23 protein-coding genes are annotated in these 24,623 nt (G+C 64.2%); 16 read left to right on the top strand and 7 right to left on the bottom strand.

Features of this window, described 5'->3' with window-relative positions; all coding sequences use genetic code 11:
• Positions 1-179: 179 nt before the first annotated feature.
• Positions 180-1,136 carry an acetyltransferase gene (locus AADX97_RS21300; protein WP_374236477.1) on the bottom strand — a complete coding sequence of 319 codons (957 nt, stop codon included), beginning with the start codon at positions 1,134-1,136 and terminating at the stop codon, positions 180-182.
• 290 nt (positions 1,137-1,426) lie between these two features.
• Here AADX97_RS21300 and ndk point away from each other — a divergent pair, with 290 nt between their 5' ends.
• The 11 genes from ndk (at position 1,427) to AADX97_RS21355 (ending at position 14,073) form a co-directional block, all read left to right on the top strand.
• Positions 1,427-1,855 (top strand): nucleoside-diphosphate kinase, encoded by a 429-nt coding sequence (ndk, locus tag AADX97_RS21305; RefSeq protein ID WP_374236476.1) that lies wholly within the window; start codon positions 1,427-1,429, stop codon positions 1,853-1,855.
• Positions 1,856-1,863: 8 nt separating this feature from the next.
• Positions 1,864-2,982 carry a 23S rRNA (adenine(2503)-C(2))-methyltransferase RlmN gene (gene rlmN, locus AADX97_RS21310; protein ID WP_374236474.1) on the top strand — a complete coding sequence of 373 codons (1,119 nt, stop codon included), beginning with the start codon at positions 1,864-1,866 and terminating at the stop codon, positions 2,980-2,982.
• Positions 2,979-3,773, top strand: a complete 795-nt coding sequence (gene pilW, locus AADX97_RS21315) for a type IV pilus biogenesis/stability protein PilW (RefSeq protein WP_374236473.1) — start codon at positions 2,979-2,981, stop codon at positions 3,771-3,773. The genes rlmN and pilW overlap by 4 nt, the downstream gene beginning before the upstream one ends.
• Positions 3,774-3,784: 11 nt before the next feature.
• Complete coding sequence (locus tag AADX97_RS21320; RefSeq protein WP_374236472.1) at positions 3,785-4,855, top strand: RodZ domain-containing protein; 1,071 nt, start codon at positions 3,785-3,787, stop codon at positions 4,853-4,855.
• A 57-nt stretch (positions 4,856-4,912) separates the two neighbouring features.
• Positions 4,913-6,187 carry a histidine--tRNA ligase gene (hisS, locus tag AADX97_RS21325; protein ID WP_374236471.1) on the top strand — a complete coding sequence of 425 codons (1,275 nt, stop codon included), beginning with the start codon at positions 4,913-4,915 and terminating at the stop codon, positions 6,185-6,187.
• A gap of 61 nt (positions 6,188-6,248) precedes the next feature.
• On the top strand, positions 6,249-6,875 hold the full coding sequence (locus tag AADX97_RS21330) for a YfgM family protein (protein ID WP_374236470.1): 627 nt from the start codon (positions 6,249-6,251) through the stop codon (positions 6,873-6,875).
• 17 nt (positions 6,876-6,892) lie between these two features.
• Positions 6,893-8,194 carry an outer membrane protein assembly factor BamB gene (bamB, locus tag AADX97_RS21335; protein WP_374236469.1) on the top strand — a complete coding sequence of 434 codons (1,302 nt, stop codon included), beginning with the start codon at positions 6,893-6,895 and terminating at the stop codon, positions 8,192-8,194.
• Positions 8,195-8,199: 5 nt separating this feature from the next.
• Positions 8,200-9,600: a ribosome biogenesis GTPase Der gene (gene der / locus AADX97_RS21340; protein WP_374236468.1), complete on the top strand. Its 1,401-nt coding sequence runs from the start codon at positions 8,200-8,202 to the stop codon at positions 9,598-9,600.
• 56 nt (positions 9,601-9,656) lie between these two features.
• Positions 9,657-11,255, top strand: coding sequence for a right-handed parallel beta-helix repeat-containing protein (locus AADX97_RS21345; RefSeq protein WP_374236467.1), 1,599 nt, complete (start codon positions 9,657-9,659; stop codon positions 11,253-11,255).
• A 636-nt stretch (positions 11,256-11,891) separates the two neighbouring features.
• Positions 11,892-13,253, top strand: coding sequence for a TrpB-like pyridoxal phosphate-dependent enzyme (locus tag AADX97_RS21350; protein WP_374236466.1), 1,362 nt, complete (start codon positions 11,892-11,894; stop codon positions 13,251-13,253).
• A 46-nt stretch (positions 13,254-13,299) separates the two neighbouring features.
• On the top strand, positions 13,300-14,073 hold the full coding sequence (locus AADX97_RS21355) for a hypothetical protein (protein WP_374236465.1): 774 nt from the start codon (positions 13,300-13,302) through the stop codon (positions 14,071-14,073).
• Here the strand turns inward: AADX97_RS21355 and lexA are convergent.
• Entirely contained in the window at positions 14,037-14,705 is a 669-nt protein-coding gene (gene lexA, locus AADX97_RS21360; protein ID WP_374236514.1) for a transcriptional repressor LexA, read from the bottom strand. The two genes, AADX97_RS21355 and lexA, sit on opposite strands and share 37 nt — an antisense overlap.
• Positions 14,706-14,767: 62 nt before the next feature.
• On the opposite strand from lexA, the gene nth reads away from it, so the two are divergent.
• From nth to AADX97_RS21375, 3 genes are all read left to right on the top strand, one after another.
• The gene (nth, locus tag AADX97_RS21365; protein ID WP_374236464.1) at positions 14,768-15,406 is read left to right on the top strand and encodes an endonuclease III; all 639 of its coding nucleotides are present in this window, start codon (positions 14,768-14,770) and stop codon (positions 15,404-15,406) included.
• Between the two features lie 88 nt (positions 15,407-15,494).
• Complete coding sequence (locus tag AADX97_RS21370; protein ID WP_374236463.1) at positions 15,495-15,941, top strand: DUF1841 family protein; 447 nt, start codon at positions 15,495-15,497, stop codon at positions 15,939-15,941.
• 143 nt (positions 15,942-16,084) lie between these two features.
• A complete protein-coding gene (locus AADX97_RS21375) occupies positions 16,085-16,516 on the top strand; it encodes a host attachment protein (RefSeq protein WP_374236462.1) in 432 nt (143 codons plus the stop codon).
• 294 nt (positions 16,517-16,810) lie between these two features.
• Here the strand turns inward: AADX97_RS21375 and AADX97_RS21380 are convergent, their stop codons facing one another.
• Both AADX97_RS21380 and lolA read right to left on the bottom strand, forming a co-directional pair.
• Complete coding sequence (locus tag AADX97_RS21380; protein ID WP_374236461.1) at positions 16,811-18,097, bottom strand: replication-associated recombination protein A; 1,287 nt, start codon at positions 18,095-18,097, stop codon at positions 16,811-16,813.
• 190 nt (positions 18,098-18,287) lie between these two features.
• A complete protein-coding gene (gene lolA / locus AADX97_RS21385; protein ID WP_374236460.1) occupies positions 18,288-18,995 on the bottom strand; it encodes an outer membrane lipoprotein chaperone LolA in 708 nt (235 codons plus the stop codon).
• Positions 18,996-19,233: 238 nt separating this feature from the next.
• On the opposite strand from lolA, the gene AADX97_RS21390 reads away from it, so the two are divergent.
• Complete coding sequence (locus AADX97_RS21390) at positions 19,234-19,488, top strand: UPF0175 family protein (protein ID WP_374236459.1); 255 nt, start codon at positions 19,234-19,236, stop codon at positions 19,486-19,488.
• Positions 19,478-19,966, top strand: coding sequence for a DUF3368 domain-containing protein (locus AADX97_RS21395; protein WP_374236458.1), 489 nt, complete (start codon positions 19,478-19,480; stop codon positions 19,964-19,966). The genes AADX97_RS21390 and AADX97_RS21395 overlap by 11 nt, the downstream gene beginning before the upstream one ends.
• A gap of 174 nt (positions 19,967-20,140) precedes the next feature.
• Here AADX97_RS21395 and AADX97_RS21400 read toward each other — a convergent pair whose 3' ends face one another.
• The 3 genes from AADX97_RS21400 to AADX97_RS21410 are packed head-to-tail and all read right to left on the bottom strand — an operon-like array spanning position 20,141 to position 24,623.
• Positions 20,141-22,669, bottom strand: coding sequence for a PglZ domain-containing protein (locus AADX97_RS21400; RefSeq protein WP_374237058.1), 2,529 nt, complete (start codon positions 22,667-22,669; stop codon positions 20,141-20,143).
• Entirely contained in the window at positions 22,669-23,322 is a 654-nt protein-coding gene (locus AADX97_RS21405; RefSeq protein ID WP_374237059.1) for a hypothetical protein, read from the bottom strand. The genes AADX97_RS21400 and AADX97_RS21405 overlap by 1 nt, the downstream gene beginning before the upstream one ends.
• A 44-nt stretch (positions 23,323-23,366) precedes the next feature.
• Entirely contained in the window at positions 23,367-24,623 is a 1,257-nt protein-coding gene (locus tag AADX97_RS21410) for an AAA family ATPase (RefSeq protein ID WP_374237060.1), read from the bottom strand.

A 24,623-nucleotide genomic window follows, 5' to 3' on the forward strand; every position in this document is an offset into this window, starting at 1 on the left:
GCCTGATCTCGGACATGGTCATCGAGGGCTTCCGCACCGCGAGCCCGGTGAATGGCCAAACAGATGGGCGGATCACGCGACGCTGAGTCTCGGCGCGTTCATCGCCGACGTCGAGTAGAACTCAAACCGAGCCCGGGTCCAATGCCGCAGCGCCTCCTCGGAGGCGCTGCGGCATTTCCTTATCCGAACGCAGCGCGAAACCGTTCCAGGAAGCTGTCGTACTCGGCCTCGGGCAGCAGGTTGATCCCGGCTGCCGCCTTGCGCCCCCCGCCGCTCGGAAAACTGCGACAGAGCACATCCGCCCCGTCCGGGCGCGCGAGCGGGGCACGGACACTGACGAGAAACCCGCCCCCGGGCAACCGGGTCAGCATGGCATGCGCCTGCTCGGGCGCCTGCCCGGCCAGCTCGTTGGCGAAGACGCCGCTGGCACGGCGCGCCCAGGGCTCGGCCGGCAGGATAAAGAGACGGTGCCGCTCGCTCTCGTACGCGGGTGCGACGGCGCGCGCTCGGGCCATGTCGTCGGCATAGCCGTCACGCAGGGCAGCGAACGTCGGATCCTCGACGATAAAGGTCAAGGGATCGGCGTAAGGCCGCAAGCTGCGAAACAGCACGTCCGGGGCAAACAAGAGGTCGTCGACCGTCTCGCCGTAACCGTTGTAATTGAGATAGATGCCGAGATCGCGCAGCAGGCCGAGCTCGCCTTCGGTCAGGCCCAATGGCTCGGCAGCGCGACGCGCGGACGTGTCGAAATTGTCCCCGAAGGTCCCGACCACCGCCCATGCGCGTTGCGCGCCATCAAGATAATCGTCGACCAAGAGACTGGTCCCCTTGTCGGGCAGCGTCTCGATATGGACATCGAGCGCCGGGTGGTCTGGGATCTCGCCGGCGAAGTGGTGATCGAAATAGCGGATGCGCACCCCCTGCCCCAGCAATCGCTCGACCGCCCCGCGATTCTTGTCGAACGAGATATCGAGGGCGGTGACCTGATCGCCCTCGACCGCCTCGACCCGCTCGAGCAGGGCGATATCGCGTTTCACACCGGTGACCAGGATGCTCTCGATCGGCTCGGCCAAGCGCAGTTGTTGCAGGGCACAGAGACCGTCGGCATCGCCGTTGAAGACATCGTAATGACTCATCTGGAAAACCCCATGCGTGCGGAAGGTTGCCGTCTGATTATCCGCCCAACCGCCCGGCCGGTCCAAATCCGTATCCACCCTCGCCGATGCTCCACGACGCCGTTCACGCCGAACAGGGCTTAGCCGGCGTTGCTCGCGGCGTTCGCGATCGGTAGACTTTGAAGTCCTCTCAAGTCTTCGACGGATAAGAACGGCGTGGCGAGCCGACGGGTAGATTGCCCCGAGCGCCTCGGCTCGCGATTCCGCCGATCCGACCCAACCTCTTTACGAATCCACTATTTGGAATCATCATGGCTAGCGAGCAGACCCTGTCCATCATCAAGCCCAACGCAGTGGCAAAGAACGCCATCGGCGCCATCCTGAGCCGTTTCGAAGCCGCCGGGCTGCACATCGTCGCCGCGCGGATGCTCCACATGAGCAAGGAGCAGGCTTCGGCCTTCTACGGGATCCACCAGGGCAAGCCCTTCTTCGACGAGCTGGTCGAGTTCATGACATCCGGTCCGGTGATGGTCCAGGTGCTCGAGGGCGAAGACGCGGTTGCGAAGAATCGCGACATCATGGGTGCGACCAACCCGGCGAATGCCGCGCCGGGCACCATCCGTGCGGACTTCGCCGATTCTTTCACCGAAAACGCGGCGCACGGCTCGGATGCCGCGGATACCGCGGCCGTTGAGATCGCCTTCTTCTTCCCGGAAGGCGTCTGCCCGCGCACCCGCTGAGGATCCCCGTGGCCTACGCCGAGCTCAAGCCCAATCTACTCGACCTGGATCTTGCCGACTGCGAGAGGCTGATGCTCGGGCTCGGTTTCAAGGCGTTTCACGGACGCAGCCTCTTCAAGTGGATCCACAAGCACGGCGTCGTCGACTACGACGCCATGACGGATCTGTCCAGGGCGCTGCGCGATGCACTGCGCGAGACCGTCGAGATCCGCCTGCCGCGGATCATCCACGATCAGCCATCGGCCGACGGCACCATCAAATGGATCATGGAGCTGGAAGACGGCCAGCGCATCGAGACCGTCTTCATCCCGGAGGGACGGCGCACCACCATCTGCGTCTCCTCGCAGGTGGGGTGCGCGCTCAACTGCTCCTTCTGCGCGACCGCCACACAGGGCTTCAACCGCAACCTGACGGTCGGCGAGATCGCCGGTCAGATCTGGCATGCGACACGACAAATGGGCAGCGCGCCTTCCAACGTCGTCATGATGGGCATGGGCGAGCCGTTGGCCAACTTCGATGCCGTCGTCAAGGCGATGGAGATCATGCAGGACGACTTCGCCTACATGATCGCGAAGACGCGCCTGACGCTCAGCACCTCGGGCATCGTCCCGAACATCTACCGGCTGGCCGAGGTGAGCGACGTCTCGCTGGCCGTCTCGCTGCATGCGCCGAACGATGCCCTGCGCGACGAGCTGGTCCCGATCAACCGCAAGTACCCGCTCGCCGAGCTGCTGCCGGCCTGCAAGGCGTACGTGGGCAGCGACAAACGCCGCCGCATCACCTGGGAATATGTGATGCTCGACGGCATCAACGACAGCCTTGCGCACGCCAAGCAGATGATCCGCTTGCTCGAGGGGATCCCGTCGAAGGTCAACCTCATCCCCTTCAACCCCTTCCCCGGAAACCAGTACGGCACCTCGCCGCCCGAGCGCATCGAGGCATTTCGCGCGCGGCTCGCCGGTGCGGGCATCTTCACCATGACCCGCAAGACACGGGGCGACGAGATCGCCGCTGCCTGCGGGCAGCTCGTCGGGCGGGTCGAGGATCGCACCCGTCGGCTCGGGCGCGTCGCGGTGGCGATTCCGTTGAACGACCGGGCCCGGACCCGGAAGGCGGCGACGCCATGACGCGTCATCGCGCCGTGCGCCTCGTGATGCATGCCGTACTGATGCCGAGCGCACTCTGTTTCGGCTTGATCGGTTGCGCGAGCAACGTGACGCAGCAAGACTCCGATCCGCTCGGGCTCGATCCGCAGGACAGTCCCGCGTCGCTCTACGTCGAGATGGCCGAGGAGTACTACAACCGGGGCCAGACCGAGGTCGCCTTCCGGCGCGCTCAACAGGCGATCGAGGCCGACAAGAATTATCCCAAGGCGCACGTGTGGCTCGCCTTCATGTACGAAGAGATGGGCAAGCCCGACCTTGCGGCGACCCACTATGAGCGCGCCATCAAGCTCGCGCCGAACAACTCGGATGTTCTCTACGCGTTCGGCGCCTATCAGTGTCGACAAAAGCGCTACGCAGAGGCGGACATCTACTTCAAGAAGGCGCTGGATAATCCACTCTATTCGACGCCATGGGTCGCGATGACCAACGCAGGCTCCTGTGCGGTGAGCGCCGGTGACGCGGCCAAGGCGGAAGGCTACTATCGCGCTGCCGTCACCGCCAACCCCGGCTTCGGCCCGGCGCTGGTCAAGCTCGCGGAGATCGAGCTCAAACGCGGCAATATGCAGGGAGCAAAGGTCTATCTGGATCGCTATTTCGAGCCGACGACCTTGCGCACCCCGGCGACGGCCCGCGAGGCACTCGCCGCCGCGGTCACAACCGAACGTGCACTGGGTAACCGAGCCCGCGCAGCCGAGTACGAGCAGGCGTTGCGCGCAAGCTTCCCGAATACACCCGAGACCCGCGAGCTGTAGGGACCTCACGAGTGACAAACCAGACACAACCGACCGATCCGAACGACCAGAACGTGGTCGAATTCGGCGATAGCCCAGGGCGACGCCTGCGGGTTCAGCGTCAATCGCGTGGCCTGGCGATCGAGCGAATCGCCTCGCAGCTACATCTCAAGCCCGAGATCATCGAGGCGCTCGAACAGGATCGCTTCGACCTCTTGCCCGATCCGGTCTTCATCACCGGCTATCTGCGCAACTACGCGCGCATGCTCGGGGTTGACTCGACGCCACTCATTGCCGCCTATCAGGCCCACGCCAGGACGCCGAAGGGGATCGAGCCAACCCGCCCGATCCCGGGATCCGATCGCGATTCGGGCGGCACCCGCATCTTGGTGCGCCTCGTCAGCCTCGCCTTGGCCGCCGCGGTCGTCGCGATGATTGCACTCTGGTGGCACGATCGCCCCGAGCTCACCCCGGAGCTGGGCCTCGACACGACAGACCCGGAACCGTTGGTGATCTATGACGAGGGCGAGGGCGAGGGCGGTGGCGGGAACGAGGGCGTCGCTTCGCCGGCTCCCGAGATCGCCGAGCAGACACCCGAAGCGGTGACCGAATCGACCCGGACGGATCGCCTCGCAACACCGGCGCCGCCCGAGCCGCCGATCGCCGAGCGGTCCGCGACCGACCCGGATTGGCCCACCACGCGCCTCGTCTCGCCCGCATCCATACCCGAGCCGGCGTCCGAGCCGACAGCCGGCCCGGTCGCCGAGACCGCGAGCACGCAGATTACAACGGCCGCGACGCCCGATGTCGAAGCCCCGACGTCCGCCCCCGAGCCCACGACGGCGCCGGCGACAAAGGGCATCGTCCTTGAGTTTGCGGGCCCATCTTGGCTCGAGGTCCGCGACGCCGCGGGACAGCGCCTCATCGTCGGCGAGATGAAGGCCGGGGATCGACGCGAAGTCACGGGGCAAGCGCCTTTCCGGTTCACCGTCGGGCGGGTCAACAACAGCAGCATGACGGTTGACGGCAAGCCCTTCGACCTGGAAGCCCGTTCGCGCGGCAACGTGGCGCGCTTCTCGTTCGACCCCGCATCCCCGGAGTGACGGTGCGGTCAGGCCGAACCCATCCGAGCGTCGTCCGCAGACACCGAGTCGCCGAGCATGAGTAAGTCCATCCAGGCCATTCGCGGTATGCACGACATCCTGCCCGAGGCCGTTGCCACCTGGCATCGCATCGAGGACACCTCGCGCAACATCCTCGCGGGCTACGGTTATGCCGAGATCCGCACCCCGATCATCGAGGTTACGGATCTGTTCAAGCGCTCCATCGGCGAGGTCACCGACATCGTCGAAAAGGAGATGTACAGCTTCGAGGATCGCAACGGCGACAGCTTGAGCCTGCGCCCGGAGGGCACCGCCAGCTGCGTGCGCGCCGCGATCGAGCACGGGCTGCTCGTCGCACCCCAGCGCCTGTGGTATCGCGGCCCGATGTTCCGTCACGAGCGCCCGCAACGCGGGCGCTATCGGCAGTTCAATCAGATCGGCGCCGAGGTCTTCGGTCTCACGGGACCGGATATCGATCTCGAGCTGATCCTGCTCACCGCGCGCCTATGGCGCGCGCTCGGGCTGACGGGGCTACGTCTGGAGATCAACAGTCTCGGCGACCCCCAGGAGCGCCGGCTGTATCGCGAGCAGCTCATGACCTATCTGGAGACACGGCGCGAGCATTTGGACGCCGAGAGTCTGCGACGTCTGCATACCAATCCACTGCGCGTCCTGGACTCCAAGCATCCCGAGACACAGAAGGTCGTTGCCGATGCGCCGACGCTGATGGATCATCTCGGCGAGGTTAGCCTGGCTCACTTTCAGGGCATCCGTCGGGGTCTGGATCAGGCGGGGATCCCCTACCGGCTCAATCCGCGGCTGGTGCGGGGTCTGGACTACTACAACCGCACGGTGTTCGAGTGGATCACCGAGGATCTGGGTGCCCAAGGCACCGTCTGTGCCGGCGGTCGCTATGACGGACTGGTCGAGCAGCTCGGTGGCCGGGCGACACCTGCCGTCGGCTTCGCCTTGGGCCTTGAGCGGCTGGTGGAGCTGCTCGCGCTCGCGGGCCATGCCGACGAACCTGCGGTGCATGCCTACCTGGTCGCGGTCGGCGATCAAGCCCAGCTCGAGGCCCCGCTCCTAGCCGAGCGTCTGCGCGATGCCCTGCCCCGTCTGCGCCTCATGTCCCACTGCGGCGGCGGCAGCTTCAAGAGCCAGTTCAAGAAGGCCGACAAGAGCGGCGCAGCCTTCGCACTTGTGCTGGGCGAGTCGGAGCTGGCGCAGGGTATCGTCGGCGTCAAACCCTTGCGGGCCGAGAGTGGCCAACAGGAGCTTGGGTTCGACGAATTGGTCGATGTCCTGAACCGAGAGATCGAGAGCCCGGATTGATGGCGGCGGGCGAAGACGCCGGCCAAGCCGCACGGGAATCCAAGTCACCACGGAGAGCGAAGTGAGTTACGAGACCGACGACGAAAAAGTCGAAGCCATCAAGACCTGGTGGAAAGAGAACGGCGTGGCGATCGTCATGGGCATCGCCATCGGCCTGGGCGCCATCGTCGGCTGGCGCTACTGGGGCGATTATCGCGACAGCGTTGCCGGTCAGGGCTCGGCGGTCTTCGATCAGGTGCTCGCGAACGCCGCGACCGGTCAAACCGAGGCGGTCGTGGCCCAGGCCCGCATGCTGAGCGACGAGTTCGCCTCGACGCCCTATGCGGCGCTCGGAGCGCTGGTCGAGGCGAAGGCGCTCTACGAGTCGGGCCAAGCCGAGGCGGCCATAACCGCCTTGACGGGGGTGATCGGCGCCGCCCCGGATCCGGCTCTGGCCCGCATCGCGGCACTTCGTTTGGCGCGGATCCAGGTTGCTGAGGGCCGCTTGGACGAGGCAGCCAAGACCGTTGCGGATCACGACAACAGTCCCGAATTTGCCGGCGACTTCGCTGCGGTGCGGGGCGACATCGCTGCGGCACGCGGGGACACGGTCGCGGCGCGCGCAGCTTACGAGCAGGCGATCGCCGAAGGGACCGGGTTCTCGCAGTTGATCCGTCTCAAGCTCGACAACCTACCCGCCGCCGGATAGCGGTCGGAGAGCCGTCTATGGTCACGCAATCGAAAGCGGGCGCCGCCCGACTCGGGGTTCTGCTGCTCGCCGGCCTATTGAGCGGTTGCGGCATGATCCCCTGGCTCGGCGCCGACAAGGATCCGACGCCCCCGACCAAGCTCACCGAGATCGTGCAGACAGTCGGCTTGACGACCCTCTGGTCGGCGCGGGTTACGCGCGGCACGGCCGGACGGCGGCTCTACTTGGTTCCGATGCTTGCTGCAGACCGTCTCTATGTCGCCGATTCGCGCGGTCGGTTGGTCGCCGTCGCCGCGGACAGCGGGCGCGTCCTCTGGGAACGCGACACGGACCTGCATTTCAGCGGCGGCCCGGACGTCAAGGGCGACCGATTGGTCATCGGCACCAGCCGGGGCGAGCTCCTCGCCTTCTCCACCAGCGACGGCAAGGAGCTCTGGCGCGCACAGCTCGGCAGCGAGGTCCTCTCGGTCCCGCGCCTGACCGACACGGCCCAAGTCATCGTCCACACCCTCGACGACAGCGTCTACGGGATCGACGCCAGTACCGGCGCCCGGCAATGGCGTGTCAATTATCCCGCCCCCGTGCTCACCTTGCGCGGCAGCAGCAGTCCGGTCATGACACCTGCGGGGATCCTCGTCGGCCTCTCGGGCGGCAAGCTCGTGAACCTCGACCCGGCCGACGGCGCTCCGCTCTGGGAGGTCGCCGTCACCCGCCCGAGCGGGCGTTCCGAGCTCTCGCGCATTGCCGATATCGATGCCGACCCGGTCGTGATCGGGACCATTGCCTTCGTCGGCTCCTACAACGGGGATTTGGCCGCCGTCGACATCACGACCGGCACCGTCATCTGGCGACGCGAGCTCTCGGCGCATGCCGGGCTCGCCGCCGACGCGTCCGACCTCTTCATCACCGATTCGAGCGACCAGATCTGGGGCGCCAACCCGAGCGACGGCGCCGGACGCTGGCGTCAGGAGGGTCTGCGCTACCGCCAGGTGACTGCCCCTGCGTTGGTGGGCAACCTGATTGCGGTCGGCGACTTGGACGGCTATGTCCATCTGCTCACACGCACCGACGGCCGTCTGGTCGGGCGCACCCGCATCACGGGGAAAGGGGCGATCACGGCACGACCCTTGGTCGTCGGCAATCGACTCTATGTTTACGCCAACGACGGCACCCTAGCCGCATTGAGCGTCGGCGGTGCGCCTGCGGCCAAGATGGGCCCGCGCGGCAGCGCGCCCGCCGATGCAGGCGCCGCCTCTCGCGATGTCGACACCGTTCCGGCCGATTCGCCGGGATCCGCACCACCGGAGTCCAGCCCCTGAACGGCATGCTGCCCGTCGTCACCCTGATCGGCCGGCCCAACGTGGGCAAGTCGACCCTCTTCAATCGCCTCACCCACACGCGGGATGCACTGGTTGCGGACTTTCCCGGCCTGACCCGGGACCGCCAGTACGGGATCGGCGTCGTCGGACCGAGCCGTTACGTCATCGTCGACACCGGCGGCATCAGTCAGGCCGTCGACGGGGTCGAGGCGCTGATGGAACGCCAGGTCCAGCTTGCGATCGACGAGGCGGATCATCTGCTCTTCCTCGTCGACGCACGCGACGGCTGCACCCCGGGCGACCTCGAGATCGCCGCACGGCTTCGCCGCATGGGCAAGGCGGTCAGCCTGGTGGTCAACAAGAGCGACACCATGGATCCGGTGCTGGCCACCGCCGATTTCCATCGACTCGGTCTCGGCGAGCCGATGGCGGTCTCGGCCACCCACGGACGCGGCGTGCAGAACCTCGTCGACGCGGTCTTCGCGGGTTTCCCGGCGGCCGACGAGGAGGGGATCGGCGCCGCACAGACCGAGGAAGGCATCCGGGTCGCGATCGTCGGGCGCCCTAACGCGGGCAAATCGACACTCATCAACCGCATCCTCGGCGATGACCGGCTGGTCACCTTCGACAGCCCAGGCACGACGCGCGACAGCATCTTCGTCCCCTTCGAGCAGCAGGGTCGCCACTACACCCTGATCGACACCGCGGGCATGCGCCGTCGCGCACGGATCGACGACGTGATCGAGAAGTTCAGCGTCATCAAGACGCTGCAGGCGATCGACGCGGCCAACGTCGTCATCCTGGTGCTCGATGCCCACGAGGGCGTCGGCGAGCAGGACGCCACGCTCGCCGGACACATCATCGAGCGCGGCAGAGCACTCGTGGTCGCGATCAACAAGTGGGACGGGCTGGCCCCGGACCAACGCGAGCAGATCAAGACCCAGTTCGCGCGCAAGCTTGCCTTTCTCGACTTCGCCAAGATGCACCTGGTCTCCGCCCTGCACGGCAGCGGTGTCGGCCTGCTGCTCGACGAGGTCGAAAAGGCCTACGCCAATGCCACCCGCAACCTCTCGACTCCCGAGCTAACGCGACTGCTCGAGGACGCCGTTCAGGAACATCAACCGCCACTGGTGCACGGGCGGCGCATCAAGCTGCGCTATGCCCACCAAGGCGGGCGCAACCCGCCCATCATCATCATCCACGGCAACCAGACCGAGTCGGTTCCGGACACCTACCGGCGCTATCTGATCAATCGTTTCAGGCGCGAGCTCAAGCTCCTCGGCACCCCCTTGCGGATCGAGTTCAAAAGCGGTACCAACCCCTTCGCCGGTCGCCGCAACACGCTCACGCCCGGCCAGATCAAGCATCGCCAGCGCCTCAAGACGTTCGTCAACCGTAAGCGATAGCGGATATCGCAGAGACACAATATATGAACCTTTGGAGACTACAGATGTTCTATCCATTGCTGCTTGCCCTGCTTCTGCTGCCTCCGGCATCTTTCGGCGCCGATTACTACCTGAGTGCCGCCGGCCGAGATACAAACCATGGAGGTTCTCCTCAAGCCCCCTGGCGTTCCTTAAACAAAATCAACGATTTGATTCTGTATCCCGGCGATCGCGTATTCTTGCGCGGCGGAGACAGCTTCGCGGGGAATCTATTCTTCGACGCATTCGATCAAGGAACAGCGGAAGCGCCCATTCGTATCGGCTCCTATGGAACAGGCAGAGCCACGATCCTGGCCGGCGACGGCGACGGCATCTTTGCCTACAACACGGCCGGATTCGTCATTTCCAATCTCAACGTCAGGGGTACGGAAGCGGATGTCAACGACGGAGCCGGCATCATCTTCTACACCGACCTTGCGGGAGGCGTGAAGCTCGACAGCGTCAATTTGAGCAAGATCGATGCAAGCGGATTTCATCATGCAGGCGTCGAGATCGGCGCATGGAACGGGACGACAGGCTTTACGAACGTTTCCATCAACGGCGTTCGCGCATACGACAACGCCAAGAACGGGATCTCCGTTTGGGGATACGATGCACCGGGATTCAGCGGCTACGCCCATCGAAACGTCGTCGTGACCGGCAGCTTCGCATACCGAAACCGGGGCGTCTCCGGAGTCCGAGAACCGACCGGCAGCGGCATCGTGCTCTCGAATGTCGACGGCGGCCGGATTGCGCGATGCGTGGCCCACTCCAACGGTGAGCGCAACACCTCGAGCAGCGGCCCGATCGGGATATGGGCTTGGAGAGCGAACCGAATCACCATCCAATTCAACGAGTCCTACGCCAATCGCACCACGACGGGAGCCTCCGACGGCGGCGGTTTCGATCTTGACGGCGGCATGACCAATTCATTCCTACAGTACAACTACTCGCACGACAATGATGGTGCCGGTTATCTTTTGGCTCAGTACGACTCTGCCCCTTCATTCAAAAACAACGTCATTCGATACAACATTTCCCAAAACGACGGGCGCCGCAACACGTATGGCGGGATCATGGTCTGGAGCAAGGCACCGCTGGAGATCTCCAACAGCCACATTTACAACAACACGATCTATCTCTCACCGTCGACAACCGGCAATGTCTGCGGCATTCGGGTGCCATCCCAAACATCCTCTCTGACCATTCGCAACAACATCATCTTCACGACCGGCGGCGCTCCTCTGCTTTGCGTGGCGAGTGGCCAACAGGGACTTACCGTACAGGGCAACACCTACTGGTCCAACGGTGCTCCCTTCAAGATTCAGTGGGGGTCGACGATCTACTCGAGTCTCTCGTCCTTCCAGGGAACCGGCCAAGAAATGCTTCAGGGCGTTCCGACCGGATTCAATCTCAACCCCGGACTCGTGAGACCGGGTCTCGGCGGGACCATCAATAACCCGAATGGATTGGCGAAGATGCTTGAGTATCGCTTGACGACCAACTCACCGCTCATCAACCGCGGACTCGATCTCGGATCCCACTTTGGATTAACGACCGGCACGCGAGACTTTTACGGCACCACCCTGCCTCAACGCGGCGCTTTCGATATCGGCGCCCATGAGCTCGCCTACTGACAACCGGGACGGTTGAATATCCCGACGGGAAGACGCCGATTCGATCCCGCTATCGGCCGTGTGCCGCACGACCGAGGACCGACGTAATTCGGAAATCCCCGATCACCGACATTGCGCAGACCATCCAGCTCGCGGTCGAGCCGGTGCTCCTGCGCGAGGTCTTACTCGCCACGGCCGGGTTGCGGTTCCGGCGTCACCTGGGGCATGCGGGGGCGGACGCCCTTCGGGCTGCGTTTCGTGGTGCCGACGATGCCGAACGGCATCGCCAAGGATGACGACCTGGGTCTCGCGATGCTGAACGGTTATTTCCACCCGAGCGCATCGTCTCCAGAGATGCGGAGGATCCGCGCTCGGTCCGGCACGAGAACGAGAACGAGAACGAGAACGAGAACGAGATCCTGACACAGATCTTCTTACCGATTCATTAGATCACCGCTTGCGCATCTTTCACGTTGCCGAGTCGCGCGACAGGGCTTCGGATGCCGCATAGGCCGTCCCCGCGCGGAGAATCTCGACGCTCTTGACCCTGACGGGATTCAAGATCGGTCACAAAAATGGCACACTTGCCGACGGACGACAAAGACCGGCGGCGAGGTTGGCCGGTCGCCATACCCACTACCGAGGTTCGACCACAGCATGAGCGACTCAGTCAAGTATCTGCTCGACGAGCAACATCTCCCGCGCACTTGGTACAACATCAACGCCGATCTCCCCACCCCGCTCGACCCGGTCCTGCATCCGGGCACCCAACAGCCCATTACGGCGGACGATCTGGCGGTGATCTTCCCGCGTGCCGTGATCGAGCAGGAGATGAGCACCGAGCGCGAGATCGAGATCCCCGAGCCGGTGCGCGAGGTCTACCGGCAATGGCGCCCCTCGCCGCTCTATCGGGCGCGTCGACTGGAAAAGGCGCTCAAGACGCCGGCGAAGATCTATTACAAGTACGAGGGCGTCAGTCCCGCCGGCAGCCACAAGCCCAACACCGCCATCCCGCAGGCCTTCTACAACAAGCAGGAGGGCGTGAAGCGCATCACCACCGAGACCGGTGCGGGTCAATGGGGCTCGTCGCTCGCCTTGGCAGGATCCATGTTCGGCCTCGAGATCGTGGTCTACATGGTCAAGGTGAGCTTCCAACAGAAGCCGTACCGTCGCGCCTTCATGGAGACCTTCGGGGCCCAATGTATCGCCAGCCCGAGCGAAACCACCGCATCCGGACGTGCCATCCTCGCCGAGCATCCCGACAGCACCGGCAGCCTCGGTATCGCCATCAGCGAGGCCGTCGAGCTAGCCGCCCAGCGCGACGACACCAAGTACGCGCTCGGCAGCGTGCTGAACCACGTCCTGCTGCACCAGACGGTGACCGGCATAGAGGCACAAAAGCAGTTGGAGATGGCCGGCGACTACCCGGATATGATCATCGGCTGCACCGGCGGCGGCAGCAACTTCGCCGGCATTGCCTTCCCCTTCCTGGGCGAGAAACTGCGCGGCGGCCGCGACATCGAGCTGATCGCCGTCGAGCCATCGGCCTGCCCGACCCTCACCAAGGGTCTCTTCGCCTACGACTACGGCGATACCGCCAAGCTGACCCCGCTGGTCAAGATGTATACGCTCGGCTCCAGCTTCGTACCGCCGGGCTTCCACGCCGGCGGGCTGCGTTATCACGGCATGGCGCCGCAGATCAGCCATCTGACCAAGCTCGGCTTCATCACCCCGACCTCCTACAATCAGTTGGATTGCTTCGCCGCCGGCATCCAATTCGCCAAGGCCGAGGGCATCATCCCGGCGCCCGAGGCCAACCATGCCGTGAAGGCCGCGATTGTCGAGGCCGAGAAGTGTCGCGAGTCCGGCGAGGCCAAGACGATCCTGTTCAACCTCTGCGGACACGGCAACTTCGACATGCAGGCCTACACCGATTACTTGGCCGGTAAGCTGAAGGATCTGACCTACGCCGAGGACGAGGTCGCGATGGCCTTGGCAGGGCTTCCGAGCGTGGCTTAGATCCCTGACAAGAGACCCCGAGCCGAGACGACGCCAGGAGATTCATATGACCGGGAATCGTTCTCGGCACACCAGCGCATTTCACGGGATCTTGATGCTGCTCGTTGCGGCTGCAGCCTGGGGGGCCGAGGAGCCGTCGGCCGATCGGGAGCCGACAGTCTCGCCCGATGCCGAAATCGAAGCGATGTCCCTGCGTCTCCTAGGCATGGAGGGGAAACTCAAGGAATCCGCGCATGCGCGCAAGAGCGCCGAGCAAGCCCGCACGGAGGCGGAGCGCCGGCTTGCGGAGGGAAGCCAGGAGATCGAGCGCCTGAACGGCGAGGTGCAACGCCTCAAGGAGGCGCTGCTCGACCTTGAGCGGACCCTCAGCGAGCGTGATCGGCGACTCTCCGAGCTCGATGCCCGCCGACTCTCGCTGACCACGGCCCACGAGGCACTCGAACGCCGGTTCGAGGCGCTCCGCGCACGGGTTCCCCAACAGGACGGCGGCACACTCGACGCAGACCGGGCACGGCAGGCTGCCCGCGAGGCCTACGAGCGGCTGCGTGAGACGCTGCGGATTCCGGACTTGACACGGGACGCGACCGCCAAGCAGACGATCGCCGACGCCGAGAGGCTGCTGCACCGACATCAACTCGCTCTAGCCAGGGTAGTCGATGCGCAAGGCGCCTATCGGGTTCGTCCGAGCGACTCATTGGCACTGATCAGCAGCCGTTGCTACGGCGACAGCAGTCGATGGCGTACGCTGTTCGAGACCAATCGCCATGTTCTCGAAGACCCCGATCAACTGATGCCCGGCGTCACGCTGGTCGTCCCTTGAGTCCGGCCACTTGCGAAACGCCGAATCACGCCGACCCCCAATCCCTCGATGACGAATTCTTGCGTTCGCAGATCGACCGGGATCGGCTCGAAACTGGGATTCTCGGGCAACAGATACACCCGGTCGGCCCCTTGCCCGTGCTGACGTAGGCGCTTAACCGTGACCTCGTCGCCGAAACGTGCCACCACGATTTGACCGTCGTATACCTCGGATGCGATATGAACCGCCAGAAGATCGCCGTCGAGGATGCCGGCATTGCACATGCTGCTGCCGCGAACCCGCAGCAGATAGTCCGCACGGGGGCGAAACAGATCCGGATTGACCGGGCACCAGTCCTCGATGTGCGCTGCGGCCAGGATGGGACTGCCGGCAGCGACACGCCCGATGATCGGAAGCTCGAGCTCACCGGCGGCGGCCCGATCGACGAGCCGGATGCCACGCGAACGGCCTCGCGTCAGCTCGATCGCGCCGTGCCGTGCCAGGGCTCGCAGATGATCCTCGGCTGCGTTGGCGGAACGAAAGCCGAAGGTCTGCGCGATCTCCGCGCGTGTCGGCGGCACCCCGGTTTCGCGGATATGCGACCTGATCAACTCCAGGATCTGCCGCTGTCGAGAGGTCAGGTCATCGCTCATGTCGGAGAAGCGCTCGACGTCATGGGCTGTCATTTTAGACAGTCCAGCAGGATTATCCATCGATGAACAAAGAAAAGCGCAGTCGTCTCTTCGAGCGCCTTCGCGCCGCCAATCCGGCGCCGACGACGGAGCTGTTGTATCGCACGCCCTTCGAGCTTCTGGTGGCGGTGATCTTGTCGGCACAGGCGACCGATAAGGGGGTCAACAAGGCCACGGCGCGCCTGTTCGCGGTGGCCGATACGCCCGAGGCGATGCTCGCCCTCGGCGAAGAGGTCCTCAAGGCCCATATCCGGACCATCGGACTCTTCAACAGCAAGGCAGCGAATATCATCAAGACCTGCACGCTCCTGGTCGCAGAGCACGGCGGCGAGGTCCCGCGCGAGCGCAAGGCCCTGGAGGCACTCCCCGGCGTCGGACGCAAGACGGCCAACGTGGTTCTCAATACCGCCTTCGGCGAGCCGACAATGGCCGTCGACACCCATATCTTCCGAGTGGCCAATCGCACCGGCCTCGCGCCCGGAAAGAACCCGCTCGCGGTCGAGCAGGCGTTGCTGCGCCGTGTCCCCAAGGTCTTTCTGAAGGACGCCCACCACTGGCTGATCCTGCACGGGCGCTATGTCTGTGTCGCACGTCAACCGCGCTGTCCCGATTGTCCGATCGCCGATCTCTGCGACTATCGGGACAAGACGACGCCGCCGTGACTCAAGATCGAACGCAATCAACACAGGACCCGTCAAAGCCGCTGCACCGAGCCCGAATCCCCTACACCCCATCGAGATCCTCGACGCCATGTTCGCAAACGACCGTGAAAGCCATCGTCGTACCTTCCTCACCGCTTGGGAAAAGGCCCAAGCCGGGCAACCCCTGGAGCCGGTCGAAGCGCAGATCGTCGAGGTCCTGCGCCGTCACCCCGAGTATCACCGGCTCATGACCGATCCGGAGACGACTCTGGAGCGCGACTATCTCCCCGAGCACGGCGAATCCAATCCGTTCCTGCACATGGGCCTGCACATCGCTATCCTCGAGCAGTTGAGCGTCGATCAGCCTGCGGGTATCCGTGGGCTCTACAGCCGTCTCATGCAGACCACCGGCGACCCGCACGAAACCGAGCACCGCATCATGGAATGCCTCGCCGAGGCGCTCTGGACGCTGCAACGCAACCAGACACCCTTTGACGCCGCGAGCTACCTCGAATGCGTCGAGCGCGCTGCCGGCGGGAGTCGACCGGGCCACTGATTTCCGTGACGGGCCTGTTACACTGAAAGAGACGGGAGCGGGCGCAGCGACGCATGACCCCACATCGCAAAGACAATCGTCCCGTCTCAGCCAAGGCCCCGACCGCATCGCGGCCGGACTCAGTACGGGAGGAAGGTGACATTATGTTGACTTGGATACTGGCCGCCGACAACAGCCGCGCACGCATCTTCGCCACCGAGAAATCGGCAGGCGCGCTGCGCGAGATCCACACGCTGACCTTCCCGGAAGGCCGGCTTCACGAAGGCGATCTGACAACCGACAAGGGTGGTCGCGGTCATGACCCCGTGTCGGGGGCGCACGGTATCAACGGCGAGGAGGCGCACAAGCAGGAGAATGCCGAACGCTTCGCCGGATTGGTCTGCGAGACGCTGGAGAGCGCGCGCAACAAAGGGGAGCTGCAGAAGCTTTACGTCATCGCGGCTCCGGCTTTCCTGGGGATGCTGCGCAAACATCAGTCCCCTTCGCTCAAACAGCTGATCGCGGGGGAGGTCGACAAGAACCTAACGACCCATAGCCCCGAGGCGATCCGCAAGAGCCTGCCGGATTTTCTCTAAACCGCGCCGGGTGCAGTATGCGATGTTTTTGGATGGGATCGGCCCGGGCAGACTTGACGACCGCCGGAGCTGGCGCGGTTTAAAGTATTAAAAAATGTATTATTTTAAACCGCGTCCCCGCTGAGGGCTGTGGATGCACCTAACGTCGTACTGACTCGAAAGTGAGCATTTCGCTCTGGACGCGGTTTAGGCGGCAACCCTCGGTGGTCGCCTAAAGGCATGTAGGGCCGACTTCAGGCCGTAGGTTGTGCCGAGCCGTGCGAGGCACAACCAACCGTCGACGCCAGGCTCAGTTCATCCCGCTGCCTTGTCGAGCGCATCAAGACGCTCCAGCTTCTCGCGGATGCGGATCTCCAAACCGCGATCGACGGGCCTGTAATAGCGTCGTCCCGCCAACGCATCCGGGAGATAGGTTTCCCCCGCCGCATATCCCTCGGGCTCGTCGTGGGCATAGCGATAAGCCCGTCCATGTCCCAGCGCTTCGAGCAGCTTGGTCGGCGCATTGCGCAGATGGACCGGTACATCCAGCGAGCCCGACGAGCGCGCATCCGCGAGTGCCGCGTTCCAGGCCAGATAGACCGCATTGCTCTTCGCTGCGCAGGCGAGATAGACGACCGCCTGAGCGAGCGCCAGCTCGCCTTCCGGGGAGCCGAGCCGCTCCTGCGCCTCCCAGGCGTTGAGCGCCAGGTCCAGTGCACGCGGATCGGCGTTGCCGATGTCCTCGCTCGCCATCCGCACAATGCGCCGCGCCACGTAGAGCGGATCACAGCCGCCGTCGATCATCCGCGCCAGCCAATAGAGCGCGGCGTTCGGGTCCGATCCGCGAACCGACTTATGCAACGCCGAGATCTGGTCGTAGAAGATATCCCCGCCCTTGTCGAAGCGCCGCACGCTGCCGGCGATCACCTCCGCAACGGTCGCCGATGTCATCTCCTCTCCCGTCGTCATCCGGCTCGCCAATTCGAGCAGATTCAGCGCCCGTCGGGCATCGCCGTCGGCGCTGCGCGCAAGCAGAGTCGTAGCCTCGTTGGACAGACGCAATCCGCGCTCGCCGAGCCCCTGAACCGGGTCCGCGAGGGCACGCGCCAGGACACGCTCGATTTCTTCGGCCTCCAGTGCATGCAGCAGATAGACCCGCGCACGCGACAGCAGTGCGTTGTTCAACGCGAAGGACGGATTCTCGGTCGTGGCCCCGATAAAGGTCAGGGTGCCGTCTTCGACATGCGGCAAAAAGGCGTCCTGCTGAGCCTTGTTGAAGCGGTGCACCTCGTCGATGAAGAGCAGCGTGGGTCGCTGCTCCGAATCGCGCACCGTCCGCGCCGTGGCAACTGCATCGCGGATGTCCTTCACGCCCGCGAGGACGGCGGACAGACTCAGGAAGCGAGCACCCGAGACACCCGAGATGAGGCGCGCGAGCGTGGTCTTACCGGAGCCGGGCGGTCCCCAGAAGATCATCGAATGGAGTTGTCCCGATTCGATCGCCCCACGCAACGGCTTGCCCGGCGCAAGCAGGTGCTGCTGACCAAAGAATCCGTCCAACGTGGCCGGGCGCATCCGCTCGGCGAGTGGTGCATCAGTCATTCTGAACCACGCCTGAAGCGGTCACGACCGGTTCGCCGAAACCCGACCCCCGGCAGCACTCAAGACATTCGCGGCCGACACGATTCAGAATCAAAAAAATCATCTCCCGAAGCGTGCCTGCGCCGACGCCCGTTGAGATCCGCAAGGTCGACCCAGACACCAAACAGCACATGTCGTACCGAGGCGCCCTTCAGTCGAAGGAAAGGAAATCGTCCATCGCCCCCTGCTCCATCTTGAATAAATCCAGGCTCAGCTTGGCGTTGCGCTCCGCGCCCGTGAAGTTCAGCCGGGTCGTCTGTCCGAAGCTGTCTTCCATAATGAGGCTTTCGAGGTTCTCTTTGCCGAATCCGAGCTCGATTCGAACGACGTCGGTGTCCTCTGCCTTGGGGATCAGCTCGACCCAGTCGCGACCGTCCGTGCTTTCGATCGACGCTGCCTCGAAGTGTTTCTCGATCGGCCCGCCATCGGCAAGCAGCAGGGCCGGCGTCCCGCTCAGCGCGCGGTTCTGGTTTTGATGCGAGACCTGTTTCAGCTCTAGGTCGTGGAGATAGACCCGACTGCCGTCGGCGATAATGACCTGTCGATTCGGGGTACTGTACTCCCAGCGGAAACGGCCGGGGCGTTGCAGATAAAGGGTACCGCGCGACTCCATCATCCGAGTGCGCTCGGCATTGAAGGTAAACTGCTCGAAATCGGCGCGCAGGCTGTCGAGTCCGGCCAGATAGTCGTTGACGCGTTTTGCGCCCTCGGCTGCGTTTGCGGTCGCAATCCCGGACAGTAGGATCAACGGCAGGAGCAAGGCGAGCACGACAACGCGCAAGCGCGATGATTGACCGAGGTTACCAAGACGCCTCGGGCGATGCCCGAACCGATCAATCAAAGGAACGAAATCTGTCATTTGAAGTCCTGAGTACGGCGAATAGAACCACGAGAGACACGAAAAAACGCCAAAAATTCGATGGGTGGAACCGGCATCGACGACGGAGCTCAAGTCAAAGACGGGCTGCGTGGCGCAGAGCGCCGAGGAGACTCGCAACGCCGCGAAGCGGTGTCGCGAGTGCTGCTCAACCCTGAACCCTGAACCCTGAACCCTGAACCCTGAACCCTGAACCCCGAACCCCGAACCCTGAACCCCCATGACCACCACCATCAGCTTCGACTTCGACGCCTCGGCATTCGGCGCGCTGCGGCTTGCGCCAGGCGAGTTCGCGCGCGAGATGCGAATCGCCGCAGCGGTGCAGTGGTATGCGCAAGGGATCCTGTCCCAAGGCAAAGCGGCTGAGATCGCCGAACTGAGCCGCGCGGAGTTTCTGCACGAGCTCTTCCGGCGTAAAGTCCCGGCCTGCCAGGTCACCCCGGACGAGCTGGCGGAGGAGATCCATGGCGCCTGAGCGCTGGACTGTCAACGCCTCGCCGCTCATCCTACTTGGCAAGACCGATGCCCTCTGGCTCCTTGCCGAACTGGCCGGTCAGCTCGCCGTCCCCGAAGCGGTCGCCAAAGAGGTCGGCGCCAAACCAGACGGTGGAGCCATACTCCGGGCAATCCACGACTCCTCGGCCTTTGTCATCGTCGAAAACGAAACGGCTCCGCAAGAGGTGCTTAGCTGGGACCTAGGCGCTGGCGAGACACAGGTCATTGCAAATGCCCTAGCCAATCGCGTGGTCCGAGTTGTCATCGATGATCTAGCGGCCAGACGCTGTGCGAGGGCGTTGGGTTTGGGCATCATCGGGACCCTGGGAATCGTCGGACGCGCGAAGGCGCAAGGGTTGATCGATGAGGCCGCACCCTTAATCAATCGCTTGCGTGCTACCGGGCTATACGCGTCCGATGAGATCATCATGAGACTCCTAAAAGAGGTCGGCGAGTAGCCGGGACCATCATTCCGGCCGGGCCTCACACACCCATCTCCGCCTCACATACCGGCCCGTGACCAGCCTGTCGCGACAGAGGCAACCAATCCAGCCCCGCCGAACCCCGAACCCCGAACCCTCCACTCTTCCCCGAACCCTGAACCCTGAACCCTGAACCCCGAACCCTTCCCCTCAAATCCCCAGCTTGACCGGCAGTTCGTCGGACTCGGCCAACAGGCTGTCCGTATGTGCATCCAGCACCACGACGCGCAGCGATTGGCAGGTGTCGTTGGTCAACATCATGCCGACACTCGCCTCGCGGCCCAGCACCAAGGTCATGGTGCCGGTCACGCGATCGAGGTCGGCGCCGACCGCCATTCCGGCGCGACCGACCTCCTCGGCGCCGGCCATCAGGAGAACGCGGGCCAGGAGCGGCTCGGTTGCCAGCAGATCACCGGCTGCGGCGAGCTTGAGCCCGAAGGTGCGATTGGTCACCGCCGTCGGATAGCCTTCGATGCGAACCTGGATGCCGGGCACCGCGGCCGGTTTGCCGGCGGTCAGGCGCAGGCTGATCACCGGGATCACCAGCTCCTGCAGGCTGAATCCGCCATGGTGGAAGCTCAAACTCCCGCCGGCTCTGAAAACACCGAGACCGGTCGGGAAGACCGCATCCAAATCGGTCCGATAACCGAGCTCGGCGCAGGGCACGCGCACCGCACCCGAGGGGGTGCTGCCGCCGTGTCCGATCCAGCAGCGCCGATGCAGATCCAGGGTGACCCCGCCGGGGCTGTCGGTCTTCATGTCGTCGTCCTTGCGGATCGAGAACTGGTGACCATGGTCGGCGGTGATCACGAAACGCTCGATACCGGCAGCGGCGAGCTTCTTCACCGCGCGGGCGAGGTTGCCGATGAGACTGTCCATGATCTGACGCGCGATCAGGTCGACGTCCATCTCGCCGACGAGATCGATCTCCTGAGAGCGGATCACGACCAGCGGCGCCGTGCCGATATCCTTCGCAACCTTGGCCTGAGAGCTGCCGAGCAGCTTGCCCAACGTCATCTCCACCGCGTCCGGGACCTTGGTCTTGAGGAAGCGCATGCGGTCGGGCGATTCCTTGAGCTCGGTGCCTTCGATCCGCGCCGCGAGCTTCCCCTTGGCGTCGACCACGTCGAAGCTCGCCGCCGCTCCGGGCAGCAGCGCCGCCATGCCGACCGGGGTAATCGAGGGCAGCGCCGCGATCGCCGCGCGCACCGTCAGATCCCTGGCCCCTTCCATCTGGCGCGCCAGCTCCACGCCCATCTCGTAGCGCATGGCATCGACGAGGAAATAGGCGACCCGTCCACCCATGGTCTGCACGACTTCCGGATAGATGCGGGTTTGGTGCAACGCCCCGGCGACGGTCCACGCGGACGCTCTGAACGCCTTGGTAAACCCGTCGGCCATCGCGCGCAGCAGATGCTCATGCTCCTGCCGAACAACGGCCAGGGCCTGTTCCGCCTCGGGCTCGTCGTCCATCCCGGCAACCCAGGTCTCCAGCCGCCGCTGCAGGCCGTCGGCACGGTGCCATCCGTCCTCCGCGACATAGGCCACCAGCCACTTCGCGGGATCGTTTCCCACCCTGCCGAGCGCCGAGCGGATTCCCTCGAGCGCATGCCCAAGCTCGGCCATCAGCCGACAGGCGCCCCACTGCGCCTGACGTCGCACATCGCGGTCGACCCAGAAGCTGCGCACGCGCGCGTCGATGATCGCGAGTGCCGCGTCGTAGCCTTTACCGGCAATCAGCGCCGCGGCATGGGCAAGGAGCCGCTCCTCCTCGAAACGGAAGGTGTCGATGGACCCCAGGTCTGCGGCCTCGACACCGGCCCCCGCGAGACCCAGATCCTGTTCTACCGAATCCGCCAGGCCGATGTACACATCCGGGAAGCGCCGTCGCAGACCCTCCGCGACATCGCGGATACGCTCGGCGTTCTCCTTGCCCGGTGGGTCCGGCACCATCCCGATCGACTTTGGCGGCGCGCAGGAGAGATCGGCACGGAACTCGTTCACCAGCGCATAACGGCAGGTCCTCTCGCGTGCCTTCGAGAGACTCGAGTCCGCCGGGAGGTCCAGGCCCAATCGGACCTTGATCAGCTTGAGCAGCTCGGGCAGCGCATCCTTCTCCAGCAGAGCCCCGTCCTTGGCGTCGGACGCCAACCACTCGGTCAGCAGCACCTCGCCTTGGGCGCCGCCGAACAGGGTGTGGAGCACCGAAGCCACCTGTCCGCCCTGTCCGAGGAAGGCGACGATATCGTCATAGGTGACGGCGGAGGGCCGCAGCATCTCGTCGATCTGCCCGTCGGTGAACCGCTGGCGCAGCACGTTGAGCCCCAGCCGCTTGAGTTGCGGTTCGTAGCAGGTGCCGGCCCGCTCCAGCTCCATCAGCACCGAGCCCTGCCGATCCTTGGCAATGCCCGGCAGATACAGGATCAAGGGTTCCGGCTGATCGGCCGCCACGATCGGCTCCACCGCCGCGCGCAGACCGAAGAAGCTGCCTTCGTAGCGGGCCAGAAAGGGCGAGCTGGTGCCGATCGTCACACGCGGCAGCGGACCGCCATCGAGCAGCGCCAGCTCGCGGTCGAAAAAGGGGGTGAATTCGCTGCGCGGGTCGTAGAAGACGACCACCGAGCGCTTGCTTAGTAGCTCGTCGAGTCGCTCGCAGAGATAGTCGTGGAAAGCGTGCATCAGGCGTCTCCAGCGAGCAGTCGTCCTTGACGGCGTAGCTCCATCGCAACGAATGGAGACTCCTTCATCAAACGGGCGAATGAAACCTGTTCCTCCCAATAGCTCACGGCGTCCTCCTCGCGGGCAGATCGGAGGTCATCAAGCTTGAGCCGATCGATCGTGTTCTGGATCTCTTGGCGAATAGCCTCCGTCAGCCCGTGCGCTGGAAGAACCTGGAATCCCACGAGCTCTAGCTCGAACCACCCGTTTTGTACCTCGAACGGATCGAGCACGTCCCCGAAAGCGTTCTTGCGCGCGTTCAATCGCGCAGCCGCCAGCCGATAGTTATCCCACTCGTAGACGCGATCCCAGGCCCGCGACTTCGGGGCCATGTGATCGACCGAGGCCGCCCCCGTCACCGGGTGAATGCGAAAGCAGGAATAGGCACAGACTTCGTCGTAGGCTTGCATCAGATCAGCGATCGCCTTGGTCCAATAGGGTTCGATCTCGGACGCCGGCAGATCCTCCGGGCGGTCGATCGGGACGGAGATGCTGGTACCGTCGGACTGGACCTCCTTGCGGGTCCGTTGCTTGTATGCCTTGCCCGACCTTCGGGGATGGACTGGCGCCTGCCCAGTCATCTCGGCGATTGCACGCAATCCGGGTTGACGCACCTTTGCATCGAAATCGGGTGGCTCGGGAGCCCGCGCAACCCTGATCAACTGTCGTGCCCCTTCCGCGAATCCCGATACTGGGACCAGCGGACCCAAAATCGGTCGATGTCGCTCAACACGCCCCGCAATGCTGCATCGACCTTATCGATTTCCGCGAGAGACGGGGATTCCTTTCGCAACAACGCCAGCGCTTGGGTCATTGCCAGCTCCGCCTCCAAAGATCGGGGCTCCTTCAAGTCAAAGGCCGACGACGTCAACCACGCATTGGCATCGCCCAGGCGGCTCCATGGGAACGCTCGGAGCTCCACCTCACCATGGGTCAGATCGAGCTCCCAGATGGCATCTTTGCGATCATCGAAGCGCGACTCCGACGAGGCGAGTACCAACGGCGAATGCGTTGCGGTGATCAACTGCACGGGGATCGTATGCTTTCCGGTGAGGGCTTCCATCACATCCAGAAGCGCAGGCACGATGCGACGCTGCCACTGTGGATGCAGGTGGGCCTCCACTTCGTCGATCAAGAAGACGATCTCCCGCGCCGGCGCAACCCCCTGAAGCTCGGCCGAGGCGAGGTGCTCCTGCCAGGCCCACACCAGCAGATAGCCGAGGGAGACGATCCGGCGTATTCCCGCGGAGGCGTGGATCAGTGGGACCGGCAAGCCATAGGGCATCTTGATGGTGGGGTGTTTGCGCGCATCGCTCAGAGAGACCTTCACCAGGGCGCCAGACTCCAGCGGCTCCTCGTCAGAAGGCGAGAGCGCGCGCAGAACGCTCTCCAATTGCTCGAATGCCTGACCGTTTTCGAGCTGCCAGCTCGCCCAATCCGCGATCAGGCCATTGCAGTACTTGACCGGCTCGTTAAGCGGCAATCCATCCCAAACCGATTGTGGCGAAAACAGATACGCTGGCTGCCGCTCAGGGTTCTCACCCTTCCAGTCATTACGCGCCGGATCCCACACCGAAAAGCCTCCATCGACTTGGGCATAGAGCACCAATCCTGGGATTGGAGGGCGTCCCTGGGCCAGAGGCCAGTGTTCGGATTCTCGATCGAACTTGCTCGTGTACTCGTGTCTCCCCCCCCTTTTCTTCGTGTATCGGTAGGTGATCTGCGGAGTGGTCGGGGGACGATGCGGCAGGAGCTTTTGTCGCGCCCAGGTACGGGTCAAAGCCCACCAGGCCGCGTCCAGCAGAAAGGTTTTTCCCAAGCCGTTATCGCCAACCAGGAAATTCATGCGCTCATGGAACGCGATTTCCATCTGCGGAGCAGGACCAACGTCCTGAAATTGCAAGTATTGGAGCAT

The sequence above is a fragment of the Thiocapsa sp. C2-2m genome, from assembly GCF_041903745.1.
Classification (GTDB): domain Bacteria; phylum Pseudomonadota; class Gammaproteobacteria; order Chromatiales; family Chromatiaceae; genus Thiocapsa; species Thiocapsa roseilacustris.